The sequence below is a fragment of the Streptomyces sp. 142MFCol3.1 genome, from assembly GCF_000424945.1.
Classification (GTDB): Bacteria; Actinomycetota; Actinomycetes; order Streptomycetales; family Streptomycetaceae; genus Streptomyces; species Streptomyces siamensis.
The window spans coordinates 342,029-365,948 of sequence record NZ_AUKV01000005.1; the positions used below are offsets into that span (position 1 = coordinate 342,029).

General features: G+C 70.6%; 21 protein-coding genes and 1 pseudogene. 1 reads left to right on the forward strand and 21 read right to left on the reverse strand.

The genetic code is table 11. The annotated features are described in order from the left end of the window. Positions 1-165 precede the first annotated feature (165 nt). Positions 166-2,784, forward strand: coding sequence for a cation-translocating P-type ATPase (locus tag H305_RS0109715; RefSeq protein WP_028800215.1), 2,619 nt, complete (start codon positions 166-168; stop codon positions 2,782-2,784). A gap of 68 nt (positions 2,785-2,852) precedes the next feature. Here the strand turns inward: H305_RS0109715 and H305_RS0109720 are convergent, their stop codons facing one another. The 21 genes and pseudogenes from H305_RS0109720 to H305_RS0109815 all read right to left on the reverse strand — a co-directional run bounded on the left by H305_RS0109720 (position 2,853) and on the right by H305_RS0109815 (position 23,920). Next, positions 2,853-5,255: a glycoside hydrolase family 65 protein gene (locus tag H305_RS0109720; protein ID WP_028800216.1), complete on the reverse strand. Its 2,403-nt coding sequence runs from the start codon at positions 5,253-5,255 to the stop codon at positions 2,853-2,855. A gap of 213 nt (positions 5,256-5,468) precedes the next feature. Further along, positions 5,469-6,287 carry a universal stress protein gene (locus tag H305_RS0109725; protein WP_028800217.1) on the reverse strand — a complete coding sequence of 273 codons (819 nt, stop codon included), beginning with the start codon at positions 6,285-6,287 and terminating at the stop codon, positions 5,469-5,471. A gap of 394 nt (positions 6,288-6,681) precedes the next feature. Further along, positions 6,682-6,957: an acyl carrier protein gene (locus H305_RS0109730; RefSeq protein WP_037763286.1), complete on the reverse strand. Its 276-nt coding sequence runs from the start codon at positions 6,955-6,957 to the stop codon at positions 6,682-6,684. A 5-nt stretch (positions 6,958-6,962) separates the two neighbouring features. After that, entirely contained in the window at positions 6,963-7,850 is an 888-nt protein-coding gene (locus H305_RS54630) for a dihydrolipoamide acetyltransferase family protein (protein ID WP_234020715.1), read from the reverse strand. 36 nt (positions 7,851-7,886) lie between these two features. Further along, positions 7,887-8,450: pseudogene (locus H305_RS54635) on the reverse strand (biotin/lipoyl-containing protein); the annotation flags it as partial. 1 nt (position 8,451) lies between these two features. Continuing rightward, positions 8,452-9,510 (reverse strand): alpha-ketoacid dehydrogenase subunit beta, encoded by a 1,059-nt coding sequence (locus H305_RS0109740; protein ID WP_028800220.1) that lies wholly within the window; start codon positions 9,508-9,510, stop codon positions 8,452-8,454. After that, positions 9,507-10,532, reverse strand: coding sequence for a pyruvate dehydrogenase (acetyl-transferring) E1 component subunit alpha (gene pdhA / locus H305_RS0109745; RefSeq protein WP_199791368.1), 1,026 nt, complete (start codon positions 10,530-10,532; stop codon positions 9,507-9,509). The genes H305_RS0109740 and pdhA overlap by 4 nt, the downstream gene beginning before the upstream one ends. Beyond that, entirely contained in the window at positions 10,529-12,352 is a 1,824-nt protein-coding gene (gene acsA, locus H305_RS45230) for an acetate--CoA ligase (RefSeq protein WP_037763093.1), read from the reverse strand. Before acsA ends, pdhA begins: the two co-directional genes overlap by 4 nt. A 251-nt stretch (positions 12,353-12,603) precedes the next feature. Next, positions 12,604-13,062 carry a CBS domain-containing protein gene (locus H305_RS0109755; protein ID WP_028800222.1) on the reverse strand — a complete coding sequence of 153 codons (459 nt, stop codon included), beginning with the start codon at positions 13,060-13,062 and terminating at the stop codon, positions 12,604-12,606. A gap of 214 nt (positions 13,063-13,276) precedes the next feature. After that, on the reverse strand, positions 13,277-13,627 hold the full coding sequence (locus H305_RS45235; protein ID WP_078628959.1) for a DUF1918 domain-containing protein: 351 nt from the start codon (positions 13,625-13,627) through the stop codon (positions 13,277-13,279). 113 nt (positions 13,628-13,740) lie between these two features. Then, positions 13,741-15,132, reverse strand: coding sequence for a nicotinate phosphoribosyltransferase (locus H305_RS45240; RefSeq protein WP_051370483.1), 1,392 nt, complete (start codon positions 15,130-15,132; stop codon positions 13,741-13,743). Positions 15,133-15,552: 420 nt separating this feature from the next. Next, positions 15,553-16,173 carry a V-type ATP synthase subunit D gene (locus H305_RS0109770; RefSeq protein WP_234020701.1) on the reverse strand — a complete coding sequence of 207 codons (621 nt, stop codon included), beginning with the start codon at positions 16,171-16,173 and terminating at the stop codon, positions 15,553-15,555. Next, positions 16,170-17,564: a V-type ATP synthase subunit B gene (locus H305_RS0109775; protein WP_028800224.1), complete on the reverse strand. Its 1,395-nt coding sequence runs from the start codon at positions 17,562-17,564 to the stop codon at positions 16,170-16,172. The genes H305_RS0109770 and H305_RS0109775 overlap by 4 nt, the downstream gene beginning before the upstream one ends. Further along, positions 17,561-19,348, reverse strand: a complete 1,788-nt coding sequence (locus H305_RS45245) for a V-type ATP synthase subunit A (protein WP_107439992.1) — start codon at positions 19,346-19,348, stop codon at positions 17,561-17,563. Before H305_RS45245 ends, H305_RS0109775 begins: the two co-directional genes overlap by 4 nt. Beyond that, on the reverse strand, positions 19,345-19,854 hold the full coding sequence (locus H305_RS45250) for a hypothetical protein (protein ID WP_037763096.1): 510 nt from the start codon (positions 19,852-19,854) through the stop codon (positions 19,345-19,347). The genes H305_RS45245 and H305_RS45250 overlap by 4 nt, the downstream gene beginning before the upstream one ends. After that, positions 19,851-20,078, reverse strand: coding sequence for a V-type ATP synthase subunit F (locus H305_RS0109790; RefSeq protein ID WP_234020702.1), 228 nt, complete (start codon positions 20,076-20,078; stop codon positions 19,851-19,853). The genes H305_RS45250 and H305_RS0109790 overlap by 4 nt, the downstream gene beginning before the upstream one ends. Positions 20,079-20,080: 2 nt before the next feature. Continuing rightward, positions 20,081-20,494 (reverse strand): ATP synthase subunit C, encoded by a 414-nt coding sequence (locus H305_RS0109795; protein WP_028800226.1) that lies wholly within the window; start codon positions 20,492-20,494, stop codon positions 20,081-20,083. Then, positions 20,479-21,921 carry a V-type ATPase 116kDa subunit family protein gene (locus tag H305_RS0109800; RefSeq protein ID WP_078628960.1) on the reverse strand — a complete coding sequence of 481 codons (1,443 nt, stop codon included), beginning with the start codon at positions 21,919-21,921 and terminating at the stop codon, positions 20,479-20,481. The genes H305_RS0109795 and H305_RS0109800 overlap by 16 nt, the downstream gene beginning before the upstream one ends. Next, the gene (locus H305_RS0109805; protein ID WP_028800228.1) at positions 21,908-22,837 is read right to left on the reverse strand and encodes a V-type ATPase subunit; all 930 of its coding nucleotides are present in this window, start codon (positions 22,835-22,837) and stop codon (positions 21,908-21,910) included. The genes H305_RS0109800 and H305_RS0109805 overlap by 14 nt, the downstream gene beginning before the upstream one ends. After that, complete coding sequence (locus tag H305_RS0109810) at positions 22,834-23,271, reverse strand: hypothetical protein (protein ID WP_234020704.1); 438 nt, start codon at positions 23,269-23,271, stop codon at positions 22,834-22,836. The genes H305_RS0109805 and H305_RS0109810 overlap by 4 nt, the downstream gene beginning before the upstream one ends. A gap of 85 nt (positions 23,272-23,356) precedes the next feature. Next, positions 23,357-23,920, reverse strand: a complete 564-nt coding sequence (locus H305_RS0109815) for a hypothetical protein (RefSeq protein WP_158690507.1) — start codon at positions 23,918-23,920, stop codon at positions 23,357-23,359.

Consider the following 23,920-nt stretch of genomic DNA (forward strand, 5'->3'; position numbering starts at 1 on the left):
GCGGTCTGTCGTCGAGCGCGGTCGTGCGTGCCGTCCTTGACCGTGTTGGCGTCCGAGCGCCGCCGGTCGGCCGTCGCGGTGGCATCCTGGCGAATGGGTCCTGCCCACGGGTCTGTGCGCGACGGGAGTGGCGATGGCATACAGCGGACAAGCTCCTTCGGGCGCGTGAGCGAGCAGCGGAGGGGCCGGGGACGCCCTGATGCGTACACGGGCGGACTCCCGGACGCGACACCATCTCCGGCCGGGTTGTCGTCGGCCGAAGCGGCACGTCGCCTCACGGTCTACGGGCGCAATGAGGTTCCCCCGGCCCCGCGGGCCTCGGTGTGGCGACGGGTCGTGCAGCAGTTGCGCGATCCGCTGATCCTGGTGCTGTTGGTGGCCGCGGTTCTGACGATCGCCACCGGTGATCTCTCCGATGCCGCTGTGATCCTTCTCGTGATCACCGTGAATACCGTGGTCGGGGTGGTGCAGGAGGTAAGGGCGGAACAGGCGGTCATGGCACTGTCCGAGCTGAGTGCCCCCTCGGCCAGGGTGGTGCGGGACGGGCAGGAACGCTCGATTCGGGCCGCCGATGTGGTGCCCGGTGACCTGGTCCTGGTCGGCGAGGGCGACATCGTCCCGGCGGACGGAGACGTAGTGGCCGCAGCGATGTTGCTGGCGGACGAGTCCTCGCTCACAGGTGAGTCTGTGCCCGTGGACAAGGCGCCCGACCGTGATCCGTCGCATGCCACGGTTTCGGCGGGCACGGTGATCGTCCGAGGGCGGGGGCGCATAGGGGTCACGGCCACGGGTGCGGACAGCGCACTCGGACAGATCGCGTCCCTTATGGGCTCGGCGCCGGGCATGACACCGTTGCAGCGTCGCCTGGCGAACTTCGGCAGGGTTCTGGCCGTCGGCATCGTGGTGCTGTGTGCCCTGGTCCTCGCTCTGGGGCTGGCGCGTGGGGCGCCCGTGGAGCTCATGATCGTGGCGGCGATCAGCCTCGCCGTCGCCGCCGTGCCGGAGTCACTGCCTGCCGTGGTGACGCTCGCTCTGGCACTGGGGGCACGGCGGATGGCGGACCGGCACGCCATTGTTCGCAGGCTGCCGGCGGTGGAGACTCTGGGCTCCGTGACCGTGATCGCCACTGACAAGACCGGCACCCTGACCGCGGGCCGGATGGCGGCCGAACGACTGTGGACGCCGTACGGGGAGGCCGTCGTCCAGGGTGCCGGCTATGAGCCCGAGGGCCGTGTGATCCGCGGTGGCGAGACGATCACAAAAGGCGATGCGCCCGATCTGGCGGCCTTGCTCGGTGTTGCGATGCTGTGCAACGACGCGGCGTTGGAACCTCCGTCGGACCGCTCTCAGGAGTGTCGCGCGCTGGGGGACCCCACGGAAGCCGCCCTTCTCGTGGCCGGAGCCCGCCTCGGGTTGGACCGGACAACGCTGGACCGCGAACTGCCGCGGGTCTCCGAGATTCCGTTCGACAGCGGCCGAAAGCTGATGACGACCGTGCATCGCCGTCCTGAGGGAGGAGTGCGGGTCGCCTGCAAAGGGGCCCCGGAAGCATTGCTCCGGCCGCAGATTCTGGCCGATCCGCCGGCCCTGGTCCGCCGTGCGGTGGCTCAGGCAGCGGTGCTGGCCCGCGAGGGGTACCGGGTGCTCGCACTTGCCTCGGCCGACCACGACGAGGCGGTGGAACCGCGGGGAACGTGGGAGTCGGGCCTGTCGCTGCTGGGCCTTGTCGGCATCCTGGACCCGCTGCGCAGCGCGTCGAAGGCGACCATCGCCGCCTGCAAGCGGGCCGGGATCGTCCCCGTGCTGATCACCGGCGATCACCCCATGACGGCGCGTGCCGTGGCCGGGCGTCTGGGGATCGCTGCCCGGGACGAGGACGTCACCACGGGGGAGAGGATCCGGGAGAACACGGCGGGCGAGCTGACCGGCGTGCGGGTGTATGCCCGAACCACCCCGGAGCAGAAGCTGGACATCGTCCAGGCGTGGCGTGGCGCCGGGCATGTGGTGGCGATGACCGGGGACGGCGTCAACGACGGCCCGGCGCTGCGCCACGCCGACATCGGTGTCGCCATGGGGCGGCGCGGCACTGAGGTGGCCCGCCAGGCGGCCGATCTCGTCCTTGCCGACGACAACCCGGCCACGATCGTGTCAGCCGTGGAAGAGGGACGTAGGGTCTATGCGAATGTGCGCCGCTTTCTGCTCTACGCACTCGCAGGCGGCACCGCCGAGATCTGGGTCATGCTCGTCGGCCCCTTCCTGGGGATGCCGCTGCCGCTGCTGCCGGCGCAGATTCTCTGGATCAATCTGCTCGCACACGGCCTGCCTGGCGTGGCACTCGGCGCGGAGCCCGTCGCACCGGACACGATGCGTCGCTCGCCGCGGCCTCCCGAGGAGAGTGTGCTGGGCGCCGGTCTGTGGCCGCGGATCCTGTTCATGGGGGCCTTCGTGGCCACGGTGACGCTGGTGGTCGGGGTGTGGGCGCTGGATACCGGCCGCCCGTGGCAGTCGATGATCTTCCTGGTTCTGGGTGCGACTCAGCTCGGCGTGGCGCTCGGTTCTCGTGCCCGCCCAGGGAGTCTGGCCAATCCGTTCCTGCTGATCGCTGTGGGCGCGGCTCTGGCACTTCAGGCGGCTGGTGTCTACCTGCCTGCCCTGCGGGACCTGCTGGGCACGGAACCGCTTTCGCCCGGCGATCTGGTGATCGCCTGTGCCCTGTCCGGACTTGGGCACGTGGTCATGCGCGTGCAGACACGATGGTGGCCGGAGCGCCGAGCGAGGGCGTGACGGTTCGCTTCGACGGCGTCCATAGCCGTCATGCTCAGGCATCGCGGCGCCGCGGGTGGCGCCGGTGATCAATCCTCCGGCAATATCAGCCGGCAGGTCTCCCCAGGTGCGATGGTCACCGTACGGTCGGCCAGCACCACGCGAATCGGTGACTCTTCCGAGTCGGGCACGCAGATCTCCAACTGTTCGCTCATGCGTCGTACGCCGACGCCCCAGTGACCGCGGTAGCGCAGCGCGAACCCGTACTCGGACAGGGCGGGAAGGGGCACCGGATCCAGCCACAACGCGTCCTCGCGCGTCTCCAGTCCTGTCAGTCCGCGCTGGACCAGGTCGAGCGTGCCGGCCATGGCTCCGAGGTGGACGCCCTCGCCGGTGGTGCCGCCTTGGATGTCGGCGATATCCGCCTCCAGGGCCTCCTGGACGTACTGCCAGGCCTCGGCTCGTCTGGCCCTGGCGAGAACGAGGCCGTGGACGAGCCCACTGAGTGTGGAGCCATGGCTGGTGCGCTGTAGGTAGTAGTCGACGGTTCTGCGCCAGACCTCGTCGTCCAGGTCGTATCCGAGGCGCTGGAACAGTTGCTTCAGCTCAGCGGGCGAGAACAGGTATCCGAGCATGAGGACGTCGGCTTGTTTGGACGCCTTGTAGCGGTTGACCGTGTCGCCCTCGGCCTCGAGGATCCGGTCCAGTCGGCGGATGGTGCCGTAACGCGTGCGGTAGGCGTCCCAGTTGAGCTCAGCGAGGTCTCCGTAGCCCTCGAACTGGCTGATGACTCCCTCGTGGAACGGTACTCGCAGCCGGCGTGAGATCTCCTCCCACGTGGGAAGTTCGCCGCTGTCCAGCCTCACCCGTTCGAAGAGTTCTTCCCGTCGCCACACGGGAAGGCGGCGAAGAAGATCCAATGTGCGGGTGAGGACCCAGGCAGCGGTGACATTGGTGTACGCGTTGTCGTCCAGCCCTGCCACGGCGGCACCCGGGTAGCTGTCGTGGTACTCGTCCGGGCCGACGACGCCGCGTATCCGGTAGCGTTCCAGGCCAGGGTCGAAGACGGCCAGGTCCGCCCAGAAGCGGGCGATCTGCAGCAGCATCTCGGCGCCCTTGGTGTGGAGGTACTCCGTATCGCCGGTGGTCTCGCAGTACTGCCACACGTTGTAGGCGATCGCCGAGCCGACGTGGTGCTGGAGCCGGGAGTGGTCGGGCAGCCAGCGCCCCGAACGGGGGTTGAGGTGCCACTCCTGAGACTCCTCGCGGCCGTTGCTGCCGCTCTGCCAGGGATACATGGCCCCCGCCCGGCCCGCCGCGGCTGCTGCCTGACAGGCCCGTGGCAGGCGCCGGTGGCGATAGTTCAGCAGCCCGCGGGACACCTCCGGAAAACGCAGGTTGAGATAAGGCAGGACGAATAGTTCGTCCCAGAAGATGTGACCGCGATACGCCTCGCCGTGCAGTCCCCGTGCCGGGACGCCGACGTCCAGGTCCGCGGTGTGCGGTGACACTGTCTGCAGTACGTGGAAGAGGTGGAAGCGCAGGATGCGACCGGCCTCGCCGGGCACTTGGATGTCGGCGTGCCGCCACAGCCGCTCCCACGCGGCGACGTGCGAGTCCAGCAGACCCGGGAAATCTGCGGCTGTGGAGGCCCGTTCGACCGCCTCGCCGAGCGGGTCACTGATCGCGGTGTCACGTGAAGTGTGCAGCGCCACGGTCTTGTCCACGGTGACGGGCCGGCCGGGGGTGACCGGGGCGACCAGGCGGTGGACGACACGGCGACGTCCCGGTTGAAGCACTGATGAGACCGCGGCCCGGCCGGCTGCGACCGTCGTTCGCGCGGCCATGGCGACAGCGATGTTCGACGTGCTGGTCCGGCAGCTCAGCCAGACCGTGCGGGGCTCCTGAGAGCCGGTGCGCACACCGGTCACATGACGGCGGTTGAGGGCGCGGTAGCGGTGCACGTTGCCGTTGATGACCTCACCGTCGAGTCCGGACTCGATCTCGATCTCTCCCGACCAGTCCTCGGCGGTGAAGACTGTCCGCAGGGCAGCAAGGTGAGGGTCCGCCATGTGCACCAGGCGGGTCTGCTCGACGCACAACACGCCCACCGCGTCGTCGTGGTGACGAAAGGAACGGGTGAGCGTGGCGCGGCGCAGGTCCAGGGTGTGCCGATGGTCCTGGAGGGCGTGCAGGTCCGGGGAGAACCATGGGCCCCACGCCTGGCCGGCACGGCGCACACGGAACCGGAGAAGCAGCCAGTTCGGGAGATTGACCAGATCCTCGTTCACCACCTGTCGTCCCCCGACGACTGACTCCAGGCGGTTGTAACAGCCGGCGACATAGGTACCCGGACAGTGCACCAGCCCGGCCCGGCACTCGGGCACCGCGCCTCGGGTGGCGAAGTAGCCGTTTCCGAGTGTGCACAGTGCTTCGCGCAACCGCTCGCCGGCGGGGTCGTAGCCCGTCCACTCCCACGTCCAGTCAGGCATCCGACGCCCTCGTCTCCCATCGGGACCGGCCCAGGTACGCCTGCCCGGCCGTCAGAGCGGATGCGGGGCGACGGCGACCGGGCACTGTGCATGATGCAGCAGGGCGTGGGCCGTCCCGCCGAGTTGCCATGTCGTCTCCGAGGCGGCCTTGCTCCTTCGGGCATCGTGGGCGAGGCGACCTGGTGCAGGTCCTTCTGCCGTCGGCGGTAGCGGTCATCTGTGTGGTACGACTGCAGTGGGACACGGCGCGTGATGCAGCAGCGCATGATTGATCAAGCCCAGTTGCAGGCCTCGATGCACCAGCCGCGGGCGGGCGCCGACGACCAGAAGGTCCGCCTGCGACGCTGCTTGCAGTAACGCCCGGCGTGCCGGTGCCTCGATCAGGCGCCGCTCGACCAGCGCGTCCGGGTACCGTTCCGCGATGCCGCGCAGGGCGTCGTCGAGGACCTGCGCGGGCGGGCGAAGGTGTGCCTCCAAGGGCCATGTCGGTGCCTCCGGTGTGGTGCACGCGCCGCGCGGTGCACTCCAGGCGTGCACCGCCAGTAGCCGACAGCGCCGCACTTGGGCCTCGTGGAACGCGAACTCCAGCGCCGTGCCGCTGCTCTCGTCGTCCTCGACGCCGACGACGATGCTTCCGAACCGGGCATCCCTGCGGGCCGCTTCGCCGCGGATCACGACGACCGGACAGTCGGCACGGGCGGCGACGGCGAGGCTGACCGAGCCCAGGAGCATGTCGGCGAGATCTCCCAGCCCCCTGGACCCGAGCACCAGCGCGAAGGCGTTGCGGCCCCTGTGGATGAGGGCGGAGGCCGCGTCGTCATGCGACACCTGGCTCGACAGGCGCACCGTGGGTGCGTCCTGCCGGGCGCGTTCCGATGCGGCGGCGATCAGGCCCGACGCTTCGCGGCCCTCGGCGGCCGCGTGCAGGAGGTGAAGGGGCACGTTGTGCAGGACCGCCTCCGCGGCGGCCCAGTCGACCGCCTCCAGGCTCGCCTCGGATCCGTCGACGCCGACCACTACGGGAATCGTCACCGCCGTTGTCTCCTCTCGTGTCGGATTACACGCCCGTCTTCTCTCCTCCTCAGGCCCAGCAGGCCCACATGCGCCCCTGGCGGTAGTGGGGTGATCCCCGGACGGGAGGGCGCACCACGCCGAGAGGCGATGCCCGGGCCAGCCACTGGCGCGGGCTCGTCCGCCGGCATGTCCAGCTTCTTACGAGACGGAGGCCGCCGCCATGCACGGGTCGTCACCGTGGGTCCGGACGGCTCGCCCCAGAACCTTGCCGGGGTCCGCCGGCCGCGGACGAGAAGCGCGAGATCGGTGTGCGCCCCGGAGGACGCGCGGCGTCGCCGGAGACGCGGCAGGTTCACGTCATCGGGGAGTAGAACATCAGTGCGCTCGGGGGAGGCCGGATGGTCTGCCAGGGTCACGTCGTGAGACCGGTTCCGTCCTTCGACCTGCCGACCAGGAACCGTACGGTGTCGGACAGCGTGGTCAGTTCGGGGTAGTCGTCTTCGTCTATACGGATTCCGGTGCGTTCGGAGAGCAGTTCCACGAGGCTCAGGAAGTCGAGCGAATCGAGTTCGAGCACATCGCGGAACTTGTCGTCAGGTTCAACCCGTGTGAAGTCCGCGTCGGGGACGATCAAAGTGATGGACTCCTTGACCAACGTCATGGCTCCTGCTTCGTCCAGGGGTTTCATCTGCTTCACAACTCCTCCGGTTTCTGCAGTAGTCGGCCGACCGCGGTCAGGTAGCGCGCCCCCACGGCACCGTCGGTGGCACGGTGGTCGGCTGCCAAGGTCGCGGTCACCACCGGGCGGACACCGAGCATGCCGCTCCTGGCCCAAGGCCGTTCGACGACCGCGCCGAAGCCGACCAGGGCCACCTGGGGCGGATGGATGACACCGAACACGGTCTCCACGCCTTGGTCGCCCAGATTGGTGACGGTCAGAGTGGCGCCGGAGACGTCACTGCCCCGCAGACGGCCCCGGCGAGCGCGCTCGACCAGGTCCTTGAGGTCGGCCATGAGGCCGTCGGGTGACAGTGTGTCCGCGTCATGGATGACCGGCGCGAGCAGTCCGCCCTGCCGGAGCGACACCGCGACCCCCAGGTTGACTGCGGAGCCCGGGACGAACTGGTCCTTCTGCCAGTAGCCGTTGAGGCGCGGTACCTCGCGAGCCGCGGTGGCGGCGGCCTTCAGCAGGAGTGCGGCGGGCACGAGGCGGTCGGTGGGTGTCCGGGCGCGGTTGAACTGTCGCAGCCACTCCTCTGCCGCCGTGAAGTCGATCGTGGTGGACAGGTAGTAGTGCGGGATCTCTCGCTTCGAGCGGACCACGAGGTCGGCGATGGCACGACGCATCGCGTCCGTACGGTGTTCCCCGGCGCTGTCCGTCGGCGCGGCAGCGTGCCCGTGCGGCTGTTCGTTCCGTCGGCGCGCACCAGCCGGCTTCCGTTCGGGCCGTTCGGCGGATGCACGTCCGGCCGCGTGTACGTCCGCCGCACGCACTGCTCCGTCGTCCCCGGCGCCCTGGACCGTCGTCAGGTCGATGCCCAGCTCCCGGGCGAGCCGCCGGGCGTACGGGGTGGCCCGCACCCTCGGCCCAGCGGGCGCGGCGTGCTCCACATCAGCCCGGGTGATCCGTCCGCCCCGTCCGGTGCCATGCACACCGGCCAGGTCGACACCCCGCTGTAGCGCCAGGTGGCGCACAAGCGGTCCTGCGCCGGTCGACGAGGTGACGGTCTCTGGCTCCTCCAGCCTCGGTTGACGTTGTGCGGGGCTGTCCGAGGTGTGCACAGATTGCCTGGCGCGCCCGTCCCTGGATCGCGTGTCCACAGGCTTCCGGGCAGACCTCGGCCCGCGGTGAGCCGTTCGCCGAGGCGTCGCTGGTTCTCCCGGCACAGCCGGTCCCGGCTCGGCCTCGGCGTGCCCGGGCGTGTTCGCTCCCGCGTCGGGGGCGCCCTGAGCCTCGATCACCGCCAGCGGCGTCCCTACCGGCACCCTGGTCCCGGGCTGGACGAGCAGCTTTCCCACGGTGCCGGACTCGAAGCACTCGACTTCGATGGCCGCCTTGTCGGTTTCCACGACGGCGACGACGTCGCCCTTGTGTATCCGGTCCCCGGGGCCCACGAGCCATTCCTGCAGCAGGCCCTCAGCCATGTCCGCGCCGAGCGAAGGCATGGTGAACTCGGCCATCTCAGCTCGACCTCCCGGCGTCCGCCCCCTTCGGCAGGGGATCGCCGACCGCTCGGCGTACCGCAGCGACGATTCCGGAAGGCTGCGGCAGCGCGGCTTCCTCAAGTCGGCGTGCGTAGGGCATGGGAACCTCGGCGCTGCACACCCGCTCCACGGGGGCATCCAGGTCGTAGAAGTGCCGTTCGGCGAGGCGCGCGGAGATCTCCGCTGCGAGACTGCCGCTGCGCCACCCTTCGTCGACGACGACGGCGCGGTGCGTACGCGCGACCGAGTCGCCGACCGTCGCCTCGTCCAGGGGGCGCAGCGTGCGCAGGTCAAGGACCTCCGCGTCGATGCCCGTCCTCGCCAGGTCCTCGGCGGCGGTCAGCGCCTTGTGCAGCGAGCCGCCGTAGGTGATCACCGAGACGTCCGTACCGGTCCGGCGGACGGCGGCGTGGTCGATGTCGACGGGGCCCGCGTGGGGGGACAGGTCACCGGAGGCGTTGTACAGGCTGCCGTGCTCGAAGATCAGCACAGGGTCGGGGTCGGCCAGCGCCGGGGCGAGCATGTGGCGGGCGTCCGTGATGGTGGCAGGGGCGAGCACGCGCAGGCCCGGGATGTGCGCGTACCAGCCCTCCAGACTGTGCGAGTGCTGCGCGGCCAGCTGCCGTCCGGCGCCTGTGGTCATTCGGATGACGATCGGGACCGCCAGCTGGCCGCCCGACATGTGCAGCAACGTCGCCGCGTTGTTGAGGATCTGGTCCATGGCCAGCAGGCTGAAGTTGACCGTCATGATCTCGACGATCGGTCGCATGCCTGCCAGAGCCGCACCGATGCCGGCGCCGACGAAGGCGGACTCCGACAACGGGGCGTCGCGGATCCTTTCGGGCCCGAACTCTTCCAGCAGCCCGAGGCTGACGCCGAAACACCCGCCGTAGCGGCCCACGTCTTCACCCATCAGAAACACCCGGTCGTCGGTCCGCAGGGCTTCGCGCAAGGCCTCGCGCAGTGCCTCCCTGTAGGTGGTCTTCTCACCGGAGGAGGAGGCGGGCACGGCGGTGGGGGTGTGGGTGGTGGTCATGGCCGGATCGCCTCCACCGGACTGGTGACGTACTTCAGAAGATCCTCGACGGGCTCTTCGGGAGCCCGCTCGGCGGCCTCGACGGCGTCGTCGATCTCGGCGGCCAAACGGCTCTCCAGGGCGGTGAGGGCTTTGTCTGTCAGCTCCTTGGCTTCCCGCAGCTGTCGGGCGAGCCCTTCGACCGGGTCGCGCTCCTTCCAGTGTTCGATCTCGGCCTTGTCGCGGTAACGGTCGGAGTCGTACATCGAGTGGGCGCGGAAGCGGTAGGTGCGCATCTCCAAGAAGTGCGGTCCGTTCCCGGCACGCACACCTTCGGCCGCCCGCCGGGCGGCGTCCTCCACCGCGGAGACGTCCATGCCGTCGACAGCCCAGGACACCATGCCGTACGCGGCGGCACGCAGCGCGAGGTCGGTCTGGGCCTGGTGACGGGCGAGGGCCGTGCCCATGGCGTACAGGTTGTTCTCGCAGACCAGCAACAGCGGAAGCCTCCACAGAGCCGCGAGATTGGCGGTCTCGTGGAACTCGCCCTCGGCGAAGGCGCCATCGCCGAAGAAGCAGCAGGTGATCCGATTGCGGCTGGTCATACGGTCCGCGAGGGCCAGGCCGGCCGCGAGCGGCAGCCCTCCACCCACGATCGCGTTGCCGCCGTAGAAGCGGCGACCCGCGTCGAAGAGGTGCATGGAGCCGCCACGGCCACGGCTGCACCCGGTGACCTTGCCGAACATCTCCGCCATGACTGCCTCGGCCGGAACCCCGCGAGCGAGCGCATGACCGTGTTCGCGGTACGTCGACACGACGGCGTCGTCGGGCGTGAGGGCCTCGTTGACGCCGACGGCCACGGCTTCCTCGCCGATGTAGAGATGCATGAAACCGCGGATGCGGGCCGCGCTGTACAGCTCGACGCAGCGTTCTTCGAACCGGCGGACGCGCAGCATCGACTCCAGCAGAGCCAGACGGTGCGCGGCCTCATGGTTCGACCGGGCCGAAGGCCGGGGGGTGCGTGGGGTGCGGGTGGTGCTCATGCGGAGGCCTCCGGCGGGTCCCGGAACGACAGATCCTTCTCCAGGGTGGAGATGTCGCCCTCGGGCAGGCCCAGCTCACGCGCTCGCAACAGGCGGCGCATGACCTTTCCACTTCGAGTGTGGGGCAAATGCTGTTCGAAGGCGATCTCTCTTGGTGCCACGGCTGGACCGAGCCGGCGCCGCGCGAAGGCCAGCAGCTCCTGCCGGGTCTGCATGCCTGCGTCGAAACCCGGCCGTAGCGTGACGAACGCCTTGACCGTGTTCCCGGCGACGGGATCGGGGCGGCCGATCACCCCTGCCTCGGCGACCGCCGGGTGTTCCATCAAAGCGCACCCGACCTCGAACGGTCCGATGAGGTGTCCGGCCGACTTGATCACGTCGTCGGCACGCCCGACGAACCAGTGCCAGCCTTCCGCGTCGCGTCGTACCAGGTCGCCGGTGAGGTACCAGTCCTCCGCGAAGGCAGCCGCGGTGCGCGCTTCGTCGTGCAGATAGCCGCGGAACATGGACGGCCAGCCGACGCGGAGAGCCAACTCACCCTCCACTCCGGGCTCCTCCAGAACCGTGACGCGGCCCTCGGTCGTCATGGCCCGGCCGTCTTCGCCGCGCTGCAACACCGCTGCCTCCACGCCGGGGAGCGGACGCCCCATCGACCCAGGACGGATCTCGCAGGCGGCGAAGTTCGCGATCATGATGGCGCCGGTCTCGGTCTGCCACCAGTTGTCGTGCACCGGCAGCCCGAGGACGTCCTTTCCCCAGACCACGGCCTCCGGATTGAGCGGCTCACCGACGGAAGCGATGAACCGGAGTGCGCCGAGGTCGAACGAGCGCGGCAGGTCGTACGGACCTGAGCGCGGCGTCGTCCGCATCAGCATCCGCAGTGCCGTCGGCGCCGTGTACCAGACACTGACCCGCTGCTCGGCGAGGATCCGATACCAGCGGCGGGCGTCGTAGTCACCCTCGTCCACCACGACCGTCACCCCGTGCATGAGCGGCGCGACGATGCCGTAGGACATGCCGGTGACCCAGCCTGGATCGGCCGTGCACCAGAACACGTCGCCCTCGTGGAGATCCAGGGCGTACAGGGCGGTCACGTAGTGGGCGACGGCCGCCTCGTGCACGTGGACGGCGCCCTTCGGGGTGCCCGTCGTGCCGCTCGTGAAGTGCAGCAGAGCCATGTCGTGGGGCGAGGTCGGTGGAATGGTGAAGCGGTCGGACGCCTCGGCCATCAGGGCGGCGAGTGAAACCGTACCGGGCAGAGCATCCGCACCGTCGCCGACGATCAGGACATGGCGCAGGGCGGCGAGGCTCTCTCGTTGCGCAGCGACCTTCCTGCGGTACAGGTCAGCCGTGGTGACCAGTACCTGCGCGTCGCTCAGCGTGAGTCGCTGCGCGACCGGGTCCGGTCCGAATGCGGAAAACAGGGGGCACAGGACGCTGGTGTTCTTGAGTGTTCCGAGGACCACGGTGTAGAGCTCGGGGCATCGGCTCAGCAGCGTCACCACCCGGTCGCCGTGACCGATGCCGAGTGTCCGGAGCACGTTGGCGAATCGTGCCGTGGTACGGGCGAGCTCTTCGTACGTCACGCAGGTCAGTGAGTCGTCCCGCCCGACGCAGCGCAAGGCGACGGCCCCGGCGCGATCCGACGTCGCATGCCGGTCCACGGCTTCGTATGCGATGTTCAGTCCCCGCCCACCGGGCAGTCCCAGCAGGGCGGTGCGCGCCTTCGCCCAGCTGAATGAGGCACGTACCTTCTCGTAATCGTCCAGATTCGGCTGGACGCACGGCGGTGAGGTTTTCCGGATCGTCTCCCGTCGCATGGCAGCCACCTTCCCGCGACCCCCCCTTCGACCATCTGCCCGTGCCGTCCCGCACGCACTGGGTCGAACGGCCCCTGTGCGCGGCCATCAAGCCCCCTGAGGGTCCGGACGGCGGGGCCGGGCCTCGCGGCAGAGGGGCCGGGCGTCGGTCTGTCGGCCGGGCCGGTCGATGGAAGACCGCTGGATCGTCGTCGGCGAGCAGCGCGGTTGTCCCGGGCGATCGACGTGGGATCCGTTTCCGCTCGGCCGGTTCAGGACCCACCGCGAGCTCCCGTTGCCGGGGGCGGCCCGGGTGGCTCCTTGAGCACACTCCAGGCGACCGGACCGAGCAGGTCGGCCAGCCGCCGGAACACGTCCAGGAGCAGGTCGTCGATGGTCAGCATCCCTACCACCCGGCCGCCGTCGAGGACCGGCAGACGGCGTATGCCCGTGCGGCGAAACGTCCGGTAGGCCGCCTGGAGGTCGGCGTCCACGTCGACCGTGACCACCTGGGCCGACATCACCGCATCCACAGGTGTCTCCGGGCCAAGGTCCGCGCCCAGGCCGCGTATCGCGAGGTCGCGATCGGTGACGATGCCGCGCAGCTCCCCGCCTTCGACGACGAGGACGGAGCCCACAGCGGACTCGTTCATCCGGCGGGTCACCTCGCGCAGGGAAGCCCGAGGCGTGATCGAGACAGGTGGGGCGGTCATGACGTCGGAGACCTTCATACGACCAACTCCTCGCCCATACGACCAACTCCTCGCCGCCGAGTTCCAGCCGGGCACGGTTCTCCCGTCCCGGGGGTGGCGATACGGTGCGGCTACGTCCGCTGCTCCGCTGAGCGGCGGGTCCATGGCCGGCGATCACTTCGTGGTGAAGGTTCACTTCCCGGGTAACAGGTGTGGCGGTCGGCCACGGACCCGAAGAGCGGTCGGCGGGCGTTCATCGGGGTGCGGGATGGGGGTTGTCAGCCGTGGGGCCGCCGGGAGTCGAGGACGCGTCCGCGGGAGAGTTCGCCGGATGCGGCTCGGACGTCAGATGTCTGATGTAGGCGTCGGGGCCGGGGAAATACAGGCTCACCCGTCCGTCCTCGGCCCAGCGGACGTCGTAGGGCGGGCTGCCGTCCGGGCGGTGGAGCCCCACGATCTCGCCGTCCCGTGCGACGACTCCGGCCGCGGTGCCGCGGACGACGATTTCGTCGCCCACCCGGGCGTGCATCGAGGCGCCGGTCGCCTCGGGTACCGTCCTCGGTTCGGTCCGGGCGTTGTTCTTTGTCGGTGCGGGAACGGACATCTCGCTCGCCTCCTCCCTGGGGGACGCTGTACAGCGCCGCCGATCTCATGCAAGACCTGGCGCGGTCGAGGTTCCAGGGGCCATTGGTCCTGGGCCCGTCCTGGTCGGCCCCATCACGAGGGCGCTTCTGACGCGTCCGCCGGCAGCACAGCCGTTCTGGAGGCAGTGGCGAGACGGTCCGGGCGGAACCGTGCCTCGATGTCCGCGCGTACCGCGGCCGTCAGCTCCTCCAGGGCCCGGGACCAGACAGGTCGGATCGGTTCGGGGTCTTCGATGCGAAGTGTCGTGTCGGGCAGGTCGGCGATGTCCTGGCAGAACCGGTCGCGGGCGTTCTGCCAGCGGTCCGGCGGCCCTGTCCGGCGGCCGCCTCGCATCAGGGTGTGAAGCAGCGGATGTGCCGAGTCCGGCGGTTCCTCCTGCCGCAGGGCGATGACGTCGGGTTGCGGGGCGCGGCGGAAGACCTGCTTACGGCCCGGGGCCGTGATCTTCGCGGAGGACAGCTTCATCGTTGCGCGGCCGGCGTACTCGACGAGCTTGTACGCCGCATCCAGGTACGGGGCGTCCGCGGCCACTCCGACACGTGTTCCCACGGCGTACACGTCGATCGGGGCACCGGCGCGCACGAGCCGGTCGACGCTGTATTCGTCGAGTCCGCCGCTGGCCACGATCCGTACATCGTTCAGCCCTGTGGCGTCCAGAACGGCGCGTGCCCGGCGGGCGAGGGCGTCCAGGTCTCCGCTGTCCAGCCGGATCGCGCAGCCGGGACCGAGCCCCAGATCCTTCAGCACTCCGGCCGCGATACGCACGCCCTCCTCGGTGTCGTAGGTGTCGACGAGGAAGGTGACCGGGCCGGGATGACTGCGGGCGAAGGCCCGGAACGCTTCTTCCTCGCTGGGGAACGCCTCGATGTAGGAGTGAGCCATGGTGCCCGAGGCCGGGATGCCCAGGCCGGCGGCAGCGGCGACGTTGCTGGTGCCGGCGAAGCCCACCAGGGCGCCCAGCCGGGCCGCCTGGAGACCGGCCCAGGGGCCGTGGGTGCGGCGCAGCGAGAAGTCGACCACGGGCCGTCCGGCGGCCGCCAGGACGCAGCGGGCTGCCTTGGATGCCACTACCGTCTGGTGGCAGACCTGGTTCAGCAGGTACGTCTCGACGAGCTGGGCCTGCGGAAGTGGGGCGGTCACTTCGAGCAGTGGTTCGCCGGAGAACACCGCACGCCCCTCCGGGACGGCGCGTACCTCGCCTTCGAACGCGAGGCCGCGGAGCGGTTCGAGATCCCTGACCGGGCGGTGCAGGACATCTGCGAATTCCTCGAGGTCCTCCTGCTCCACGCGGTAGTCGGCCAGGAAGTCAAGGGCGGGCTCCAGTCCCGCGGCGACCAGGAAGCCCCGGCCGGGCGGGAGGTCGCGGACGAAGAGGCTGAAAGTGGCCGGAGCCCGCATGTTCTCCCTGAGGTAGGAGATGGCCATGGTCACTTCGTAGAGATCGGTGGTGGTGACTTGGGACATGGTGATCGCCGCCGTTTGTGGTCGTCCTTAGTCGTCAGTCTGACCGCGTGCGTGCGGGACGAAAAGGACTTCAGGGACCCATGGCATGGGCTGTTCGGCCTCGGTGGTACAGACCTGTGCATGCTGGACCGGGTCGATCAGCAGACCCGACAGACGCGAGGAGCCAGGGGTGCTGACGGGCCAGGCCGAACGCAGAGAGAAGGACGTCACGAAGACACACGCCGAGAATCCGGTACGGCGCGACGAGCCGCAGACGCCGTTCAGGCTGACTAGACCGACGGCATGCTCAGGGCCGGCGTCGGCCTCGGCGCCGAGAGGGCGAGGCGAGGCACACCGAGATCCAGCGCGGCAGCTGCCGACAGGTGACGGCATGCCGCCGGCTCGATGAGCTCGCCGTCGTCCTGCGCTCTCGCCGAGCCGTCACATGGCACCGCGGGACGCGGCCCAGCGGCGGCGTACGGCCTCCTCGTGTTCGCTCTCCTCCAACGCAAGCTCAAGTAGGGCCAGTTCGTGCCGCAGCTGGGGAATCCAGTGTCGGCGCAGGGCGCGAACCCGATGCCGGACCCGTTGAGCTTCGGCGGCGAGCAACTCGGCCGCCGCCTGATGGGCGGCATACTCCGCGGCGGCGTGCACCGCCGCCCGGTAGGCGGTCTCGGCATGCGCCAGCGCCGTGTTGGGCGGTGTCGGCTCCGCCGGAGATCGGACGGGGGCTGTCCAGGTGACGGCCGCGGGATGGTGTACGCCCATCAGTGCGGCCCATTCGACGCCGACGCGCGCTCGATCGGCGGGGACCGACTGGGCCAGCGCCTGTTCACCGCCGAGCAGCAGTCCGCGCATCAGCCATGTGTCGGCGTGGGCCAGTTCTTCCCGCCATGCCGAGCCTGCGTCTGCGGCTGCCTGTCGTTCCGCGCGCTCCCGGTCCAGCAGCAGCCGGAGTTTGCGTTCCAGCAGGTCGGCCCCGCGCTGCGCGGTGGCGAGATGTCGGTCGAGCCACAGCCGCCCGACCCGGCCTGGTGGCACTCGGCGTCGTTGCGTGCTCACGTCGGCTCTCCGTCCGGCGGCGGGGCGTGGGTGTCGAGCAGCTCGGCCGGGATCATGCCGAGCTGGCTGCGCGGCAGGGTCAGCAGCACCTTCCACGCCCGGTCCAGGGACTCGGCCAATGACCGGTTCTCGCCGGTTTCCTGGGTGAGGAACTCGTCGCGGAAGGCGTCCTCCAGGGCCAGGTGGCGCAGGTCGACGGGGCTGAGCGCGTGTCGTCCGATCAGGTCGGCGAGTTCCCGTACCTGACGGGACCGGGCCAGCGAGGCGATCAACTGTGCCGCGACGGCCGGATGGTCCGGGCTGGTGCGGCCCGGTCCGACTCCCTTGCGCATCAGGCGCGACAGCGAGGCCAGCGGGTCGACCGGCGGATACGTGTCAGCCGTGTGCCCTTCGGCGGACAGCACGATCTGGCCCTCCGTGATGTACCCGGTGAGATCCGGAACGGGGTGGGTGATGTCGCCCGCGGGCATGGTGAGCACCGGCAGCACGGTCACCGACCCCGGACGGCCCTTGATCTTCCCGCAGCGCTCGTAGAGCGACGCGAGGTCGCTGTAGAGGTAGCCCGGATAGGCCCGGCGGGCCGGGATCTCGCTCCGTACCGCGGACACTTCGCGCAGCGCCTCCGCATAGGCGGTCATGTCTGTCATCACCACCAGGACGTGACGGCCCTCGGTGAACGCCAGGTGTTCGGCGACGGTCAGCGCGAGACGGGGGGTGAGCAGCCGTTCGATCACGGGGTCGTCGGCCGTGTTGATGAGCAGAGCCAGTTCCCGTGCGGCGGAGCGTGCCGCCAGTCCGTCGCGGACGAACGCCGCGTCGGCGTGCGTGAGTCCCATACCGGCGAACACGACGGCGAACGCCTCGCCGCCGCACGTCGCTTGACCCGCGATCTGTACCGCCAGCTCCAGGTGCGGCAGCCCGGCCACCGAGAACACCGGCAATTTCTGGCCCCGTACCAGCGTGGTGAGCACGTCCACGGCGCTCACGCCGGTCAGGACCGGCTCCTCCGGCGGATCCCGCCGCGCCGGGTTGATCGGCGCGCCGACGACCGCCGCGTACGATCCGCCCAGTACCGGCGGTCCTCCGTCGGCAGGTTCGCCCCGCCCGTTGCACACCCGCCCCAGCCATCCGTCGCCGACCGGGATTCGCAGCGGCGTGCCCGAGAAGGCGACCCGGGTGCCGGTGCGGTCCATGCCCGCAGTGCCCTCCAGGACCTGCACCACGGCAAGATCGCGGTCCACTTCGAGGACCAGCCCGTGCCGTCGTTCGCCTGAGCCGAGGATGACGGTGGCGAACTCGTCCCAACCGACCCCGCTCACGCCCTCGACCACCACGAGGGGTCCACGCAGTTCCCGCACGCCCGTGTACTCGATCTCGATGCTGCCGCTCACATCGGCTCCTCGAGGCGCGCCAGCACGGTGTCTCGGGCCGCCGCCACGGCAGCGGTGTCCCCTGGGCCCGCCGCTTCACGCGCCCGCAGCAGCGGAGTGAAGTCGGCCGCCTCGACGAATTCCGGCCGGGAGCCGGTGTCGACCAGTTCCCGACATCGATCGATCACTGTCAGCACGGCCTCTACGAGGGCCGTGGTCTTCTCGGGGCCGCTGTAGGCATCGGCCGGGGACAGGGCGTTCTGCTGAATCACGGCCTCGCGCAGCAGCCGTCCCGCCAGCACGCTGATCCGCTCGCGGGGCGGCAGGGCCGTGACACCGACCAGATCGACGAGGTCGGCCAGCCTGTCCGCCTCGACGAGCAGGAGTGCCACCCGTCTCCGTTGATTTCCCCACTCGGGGGCAGCGGCCCGGGCATGGGCGGCGGCCAGGGCGGAGGCGTCCCGGGAAAAGGACTGCGCCCAGGAGACGGCCGGATAATGCCGTGCGTAGGCGAGATCACGATCCAGGCTCCACAGGCACCGTACGAAGCGCTCGGTGTGCGCGGTGACCGGCTCCGTGCGATCGCCGCCCGGCGGGGACACGGCACCGATCACCGTGACCGAGCCGGTCGTGCCGCCGAGGGTGCGCACGACGGCGGCTCGCTCGTAGAAGGCTGCCAACTGCGAGGCGAGACCCGCCGGATAACCTTCCTCTGCGGGGAGTTCACCCATGCGGGAGGCGAACTCGCGCAGCGCCTCCGCCCAGCGGGAGGTCGAGTCGGCGATGAGTACGACGTCCAGGCCCATGTCGCGGAAGTACTCGGCGACCGTCGCCCCCGTGTGCACGCTCGCCTCGCGGGCCATCATCGGCATGTTAGAGGTGTTCGCGATCGTCACCGTCCGATCGGCCAGACTCCCACCGGTACGCGGATCGGTCAGTTCGGCCAGTTCGTCGATGACGTCCGCCATCTCATTGCCGCGCTCGCCACAGCCGACATAGACGATCACATCCGCGTCGCACCACTTGGCGATCTGCTGCAACAGCATGGTCTTGCCCGTACCGAAGCCGCCCGGCACCGCGACCGTGCTGCCGCGCGCCACCGGGAAGAGCAGATCGACAGCTCGTTGCCCGGTGTTCAGCGGAACGTTCGCCGGCAACCGCTCCACCACCGGCCGTGGGCTGCGCACGGGCCAGGACTGCTCCATGCGCACCTCTCGGTCTCCCACCACGGCGAGCACGGCGTCGGCGGCGTACTCGCCCGCCGCCTCGACCATGGTCGCCACGCCAAAGTGGCCGGGAGGCATCAGGACGCGCAGCGGCACGTCGGCCTCGATCTCTCCCACGGTGTCCCCGGCCGACACGCGCGTTCCCTCGGTCAGTACAGGGGTGAACGACCAGGTGCGCCGCTCGCATGCCTCATTCGGCGTGCTTGCCGTGAGGAGGTCGCCGGCGCCGGCGAGGGGACGCAGCAGGCCGTCGTAGACCCCGCCGAGCAGGTCGGGGGCCAGCCGCACCGACAGCGGGCGGCCGTGCGGCTCCGCAGGATGGCCAGGGGCCAGCCCGCCCGTGTACTCGTACGCCTGGACGACGGCCGAGTCGCCGCGGATGGCGACCACCTCGCCCGGCAGTCGGGCCTCGCCGAGCATCACCAGGTCATGCATCGCGACCGTCGCAGGGCAGACGATCTCCACCAGAGGCCCGGCGACCCTGACGACGTGCGGCCGGGGGGAGCTGTCGCTCCGGAGCGGTGCCTGGCCGACGTGCGACGCCAGGGGGCCCGCCCCAGAGGCACCGGGTGGAGTCACGGCGGCCTCCACAGCCGCTCGGCCCGCGCACCCAGACGCTCCAGGGCGCGGTCCGCGAGAGCGTCCGCCGACAGGTCGAGCCGTCGGCCGGGCACCTCGGCCGTCACCCCACCCTCCGCGACAGAGGTGACCCGCGCCCGGCTTCCCAACAGTGCCTGCGCCGTCTTCGTGAGCCGGCCCGTCGTTGCGCCGCCTTCCGCGAGCGCTCGGCGCACGCCTGCCCGGACCGCGGTTCTCAGCTCGGCGTAGACTTCCGACCTGGTCACGAGCTCCAGCGCCCACGCGTCCTGCAACGCTCGCACCCGTTCCTGGGCCGCCCCGGCGGCGCCGTCGGCCTCACCGCGGGCCCGGGCCCGAGCCCGCACCTCGGCAGCGGTACCGCGTGCCGTACGCAGGGTTTCCTCCGCCTCGGCCCGTGCGCGTTCCAGGACGGCATCGGCCGAGGACCGTGCCGCGCGCAGCAGTTCTGCGCGCACCGGGTCCAGCGCGTCCAAGGAGGCGGTCATCCGGGCATCACCACGGTCAACGGCCGGGACGGGCCGGGCAACATCGCCTCGTCCCCCACTGCTACTGCGGCCTCGGCGCTGAGAATCACGAGGCCGACCGTGCCCGGGAGCGTCTGCCAGGCACGGCGGACCGCGTCCGGATCCTCCGCGACAAGCACGTCGACACCGGCCAGGGCAAGACCGCACACACTGGTGCGTGCGCCGATGGCGGCCACAGTGCCCATCGTCACGCCTTTCCGATCAGCAGGACGGCGACCACCAGCCCGTAGACGGCGATGCCCTCCGCCAGACCTACGATCACCATGGCCCGGCCGAATATCTCGGGTCGCTCGCTCAGCGCTGCCAGCGCCGCGGCACCCGTGTAGGCCACCGCGATCGCCGCCCCGACCGAGGCCCCGGCCACTGCGATGGCGGCCCCGATCAGAGCGGATCCGTTCATTCCTGAAGAGGTGGCGGTCTGCGCCGACGCCTGCGCGGGGCCCATGAGCGCCGTGCCGAGAACGGCGCATGCGCCGCCCAGGAGGGCGAGGTTCGTGACCAGCAGCCAGCGGAAGGCGTGTCTGGCCCGACGACGCCGCAACAGACGTACGGCGCCGAGCACCGCGGCCAGGACCGGCAGGATGATCAGCCAGGTGAGCATGGAATCACCTTCGTAGTGCGGTCGGGAGATCCCGCTGCGGGGACGTGCCACGGACGGAACGGGCGGCCCTCCGCGTCGAAGAGCCGGGAGAAGAGCTCGTAGTACTCAAGACGCAAGGCCTGCACCCCGGCCACCAGGGCCTCCAGGCCGAATGACAGCGCGGTACCCCCGGCGAAGAGCAGCACCGCCCCGATCACTCCGGCGGCGCCGTGCCCGGCCAGGCCCGTAGTGCCGCGCCATACCAGGTCCGCGAGCGCGGCGTGCGTGAGACCGAAGGCCGCGAGGCGGGCGAACGACAGGGTGTTGGTGCCCGTGCGCACGACCACGTCGAAGAGCCGCACAGCCGTCCCGGCGCATCCGGAGCCTTCGCCCGCCGTGGCACGGAACAGGCCGAGCGCCATCAGCGCCAGCCCGATGGCGGCGAGCACGGCTCCGCAGACGGCCGCGGGTGGCCCGCGCAGGAGCAGGCCCGCCGCGGCCAGCGCGACGCCCAGATAGAAGAGCAGGCCGGCGTAGCCGGACACCGCGAACAGCGCCGTAACCCAGCCCTCCTCACGCATCCGGTTGACGGCACCGGCGGCGTGCGCAACGGCCAGGAGTCCCGCCCCGAAGATCACTGCGGCGGCCAGGAGACGGCCTGGACTCTCCAATGGGCTCAGCCACAGAACCGGCAGCAGCCCGGTCGGCCCGAAAAACTCTCCATAGGCGGCGCCTGCGAGCATCGAGGCCACTGCGGCGCCCGCCAGGAACGGCCAGAGGCGGCTCAGCCGGGTGAGCCGACGGGGGCGCCCCAGGCGCAGCGCGAGCGCGCCGAACAACAGCAGTGCCCCGTGGCCCACGTCACCGAACATGATCCCGAACATCGCCACAAAAGCGAGGCCCGCAGGCCACGAGAGGTCGAGGTCCGCGTAGGCCGGTGTCCCGTAGGCCGTCACCAGCGGCCTGAAGGAAGCGGACCGCCTCGGTCGCAGGAGCGTCGGCGGATCGGTGCCACGAGGGAACGGCAACTCCACCAGTGCGCCGCCCGCGGCGGCCAGTCGGTCCGCGACGCGGGACACCTCGTCGGCCGGGCACCATCCGGTCAGCGCGGCCACTTCCCCGCGACGCACGGCCCCTGCCGCGCGCTCCTCCAACTGGGCTTCGCCGGCGAGCAAGGCGACGCTGCGAAGGCTTTCGAGGAGATCGAGGTCGGGCGGGTCGGCGGCCAGGGTGGCCGATGTGCCGCCGTTCGGCCCCGTCGGGGTGGCATGCCCCAGCAGCCGCTGCAGCCGTGCCGCCGCGGCCCCGGGGGCAGCCTCCTCCGTGCTGTCCAGCTCCACACATCCGATTGCGGCGACCCGTACCAGTGCGTCCCGCAAAGCCACCTGCGGCACGATCACCGCCACACGGCGCATCCGGACCGGTGTCAGTACGTCAGCCCAAGGCATCGAACGCCTCCTCGGGCCGTCCGCCACGCGCCGCCGATTCCAGCGCTGCCCGCACCCGCCACGCGTCTACCGACAGCGTCGCGACCGCTCCCACGACCACGCGGGGACCAAGCCGGGCGTCGCGCAGCATCACAGCTCCGTCCTTGTCCAGCCTTCGCCACCAGCCTGCCTCGGCCCGCCACAGGCCGCCGGGCTCCGCCACGTCCGCCACGACCCAGCGGGCCGTCTCGGGGAGGCCCTCACGGAACTCCTGGTAGGTGGCGGCGGACGGCGCTCGTGACCCGAGCAGCCGAGCCGCGTCACGTCGCAATGGCGTCGGCAGAGTGCGCTGGTGGACGAACAGTTCGCGGGCGATCAGCAGGGCGGCGCGCCCCTCGGCCCACGGGCGCGCGTGCGGCACGGCGACGGCGGTGCGCCGAGCGGCAGCCATCCGCATGCCGCTGACCAGTGCCCAGGGCGTGTCGCCGCCCGGATCGCCCCAGGGCGACGTGGCGAGCGCGGCCCGCAACTCCACAGGCGTTCCGGCATGCTCCAGACTCCGCCAGGCCGTCTCGAGTGCCCCGAGACGATACGGCTCCGGAGCTCCTTGACCGCGTCCGTCCTGCGCGAGGAGCCGGGCGGTCACGTTGGCGATCTCGAACCCCGCGGCCAGCGGAACGAGGAGGCGAGCACCACCTCGGGGCAGCCAGCCGGCCAGCACCCGCAGATGCCACAGCAGGGTGGCGGTCACCGCCCGCTGAGCTTCGGCGAGACCGACGGATGCCCGCGTGTACCTGGAATAGGGGGTCGCCGCCAAGTGACGCAGGGCGTCGTCGAGCGTGACACAGGCCGCGATCTCCCGCGCACCCCTGACGCCCGGGTACCGGCCGGCGAGGGCCTTGGCCCGTACCGACCCGGCCACCCAGCCGGCGCTCATGACACTTCGCCCGGCTCCACCGCCAGGCGCAATGCGTCGGCCACCGCACGCTCCACCAGATCCGGCATGCGCTCCCTGGCGCGCCTTTGTATCGCCGACGCAGCCAGGTCTCCGGCGGCGCGAATGGCCTCGGCCTGCTGCCGAGCCTCCCGGAGGATGGGCTCCGCCGCCTTCCTGCGCATCTCGGGGGCGTCTTCACGGGCGAGCATGACGAGGCGTGTCGCATCCTGCGCGGCCGTGCGCCGGATGGCCTCGGCCGCCGCTTCAGCGGCGGTACGGATACCTGCCGCCTCCTGCTGCGCGCCCATCAGCTGTGCGAGGGCGGGTTCCAGCTCCACCGTCCGTTCTGCCTTGCGGTCGGCGGGGACGCCGGCGGCGGACGCTCCCGGCGTCCCCACCGGACGGAACCGTTCCAGGAAGTCCCTCAGGGTCATCGGCGGCCTCTTGTGGGTCGGCTGCTCTTTCAGTCTCACCGTTCCGCTGCCGCTCCGCACCGGGTAGCGCCGTCGCGAGGTTGCGTCAGAGCCGTACCGGGCCGTCGCCCGACCACTGGCGCGCGAACACGTCGGGGCAGTCCATCCACGGCAGGTCTCGCGGTGAGACGGGCGCCCGCCTGACGACAGGCTCCGCGAACATGGCGCGCCGGGGGGCGACCGAGGCCCGAAAATAAGCGGCGCCGGCGAGCAGAGTATCGACCTTCCGGTCCTGCATCAGCTGCACGATTTCCTCGAAGATCGGCCCGCGATGAACGGCGGCGACCGTGTTGATCGGTGCCGCCGCTATGAGCGCCCCGGGCCGGGCGGACGCCTCGTCCCGGGACCTTCGGTACCTCTGCGGGCCGTCCGGCCCGCTGCCTCGACGCGGCACGACACAGCAGCATTGCTTCGCGGACTGTTCCGTCCGCAGTGACGTGCGCAAGGAGAAGGCATCGCCCGCCCGGACCCGGACGACGGCCGCATGTTCTTGGCCCAGGATCCTGTGATCCGCCCATGACCTGGGCGGACGACGGACAGGCGGCATGACCTTCCCCTCGCCCGCGTCGCTCGACTTCGACCACGCGGCGTCCCGGCTGCCCAGCGTCAT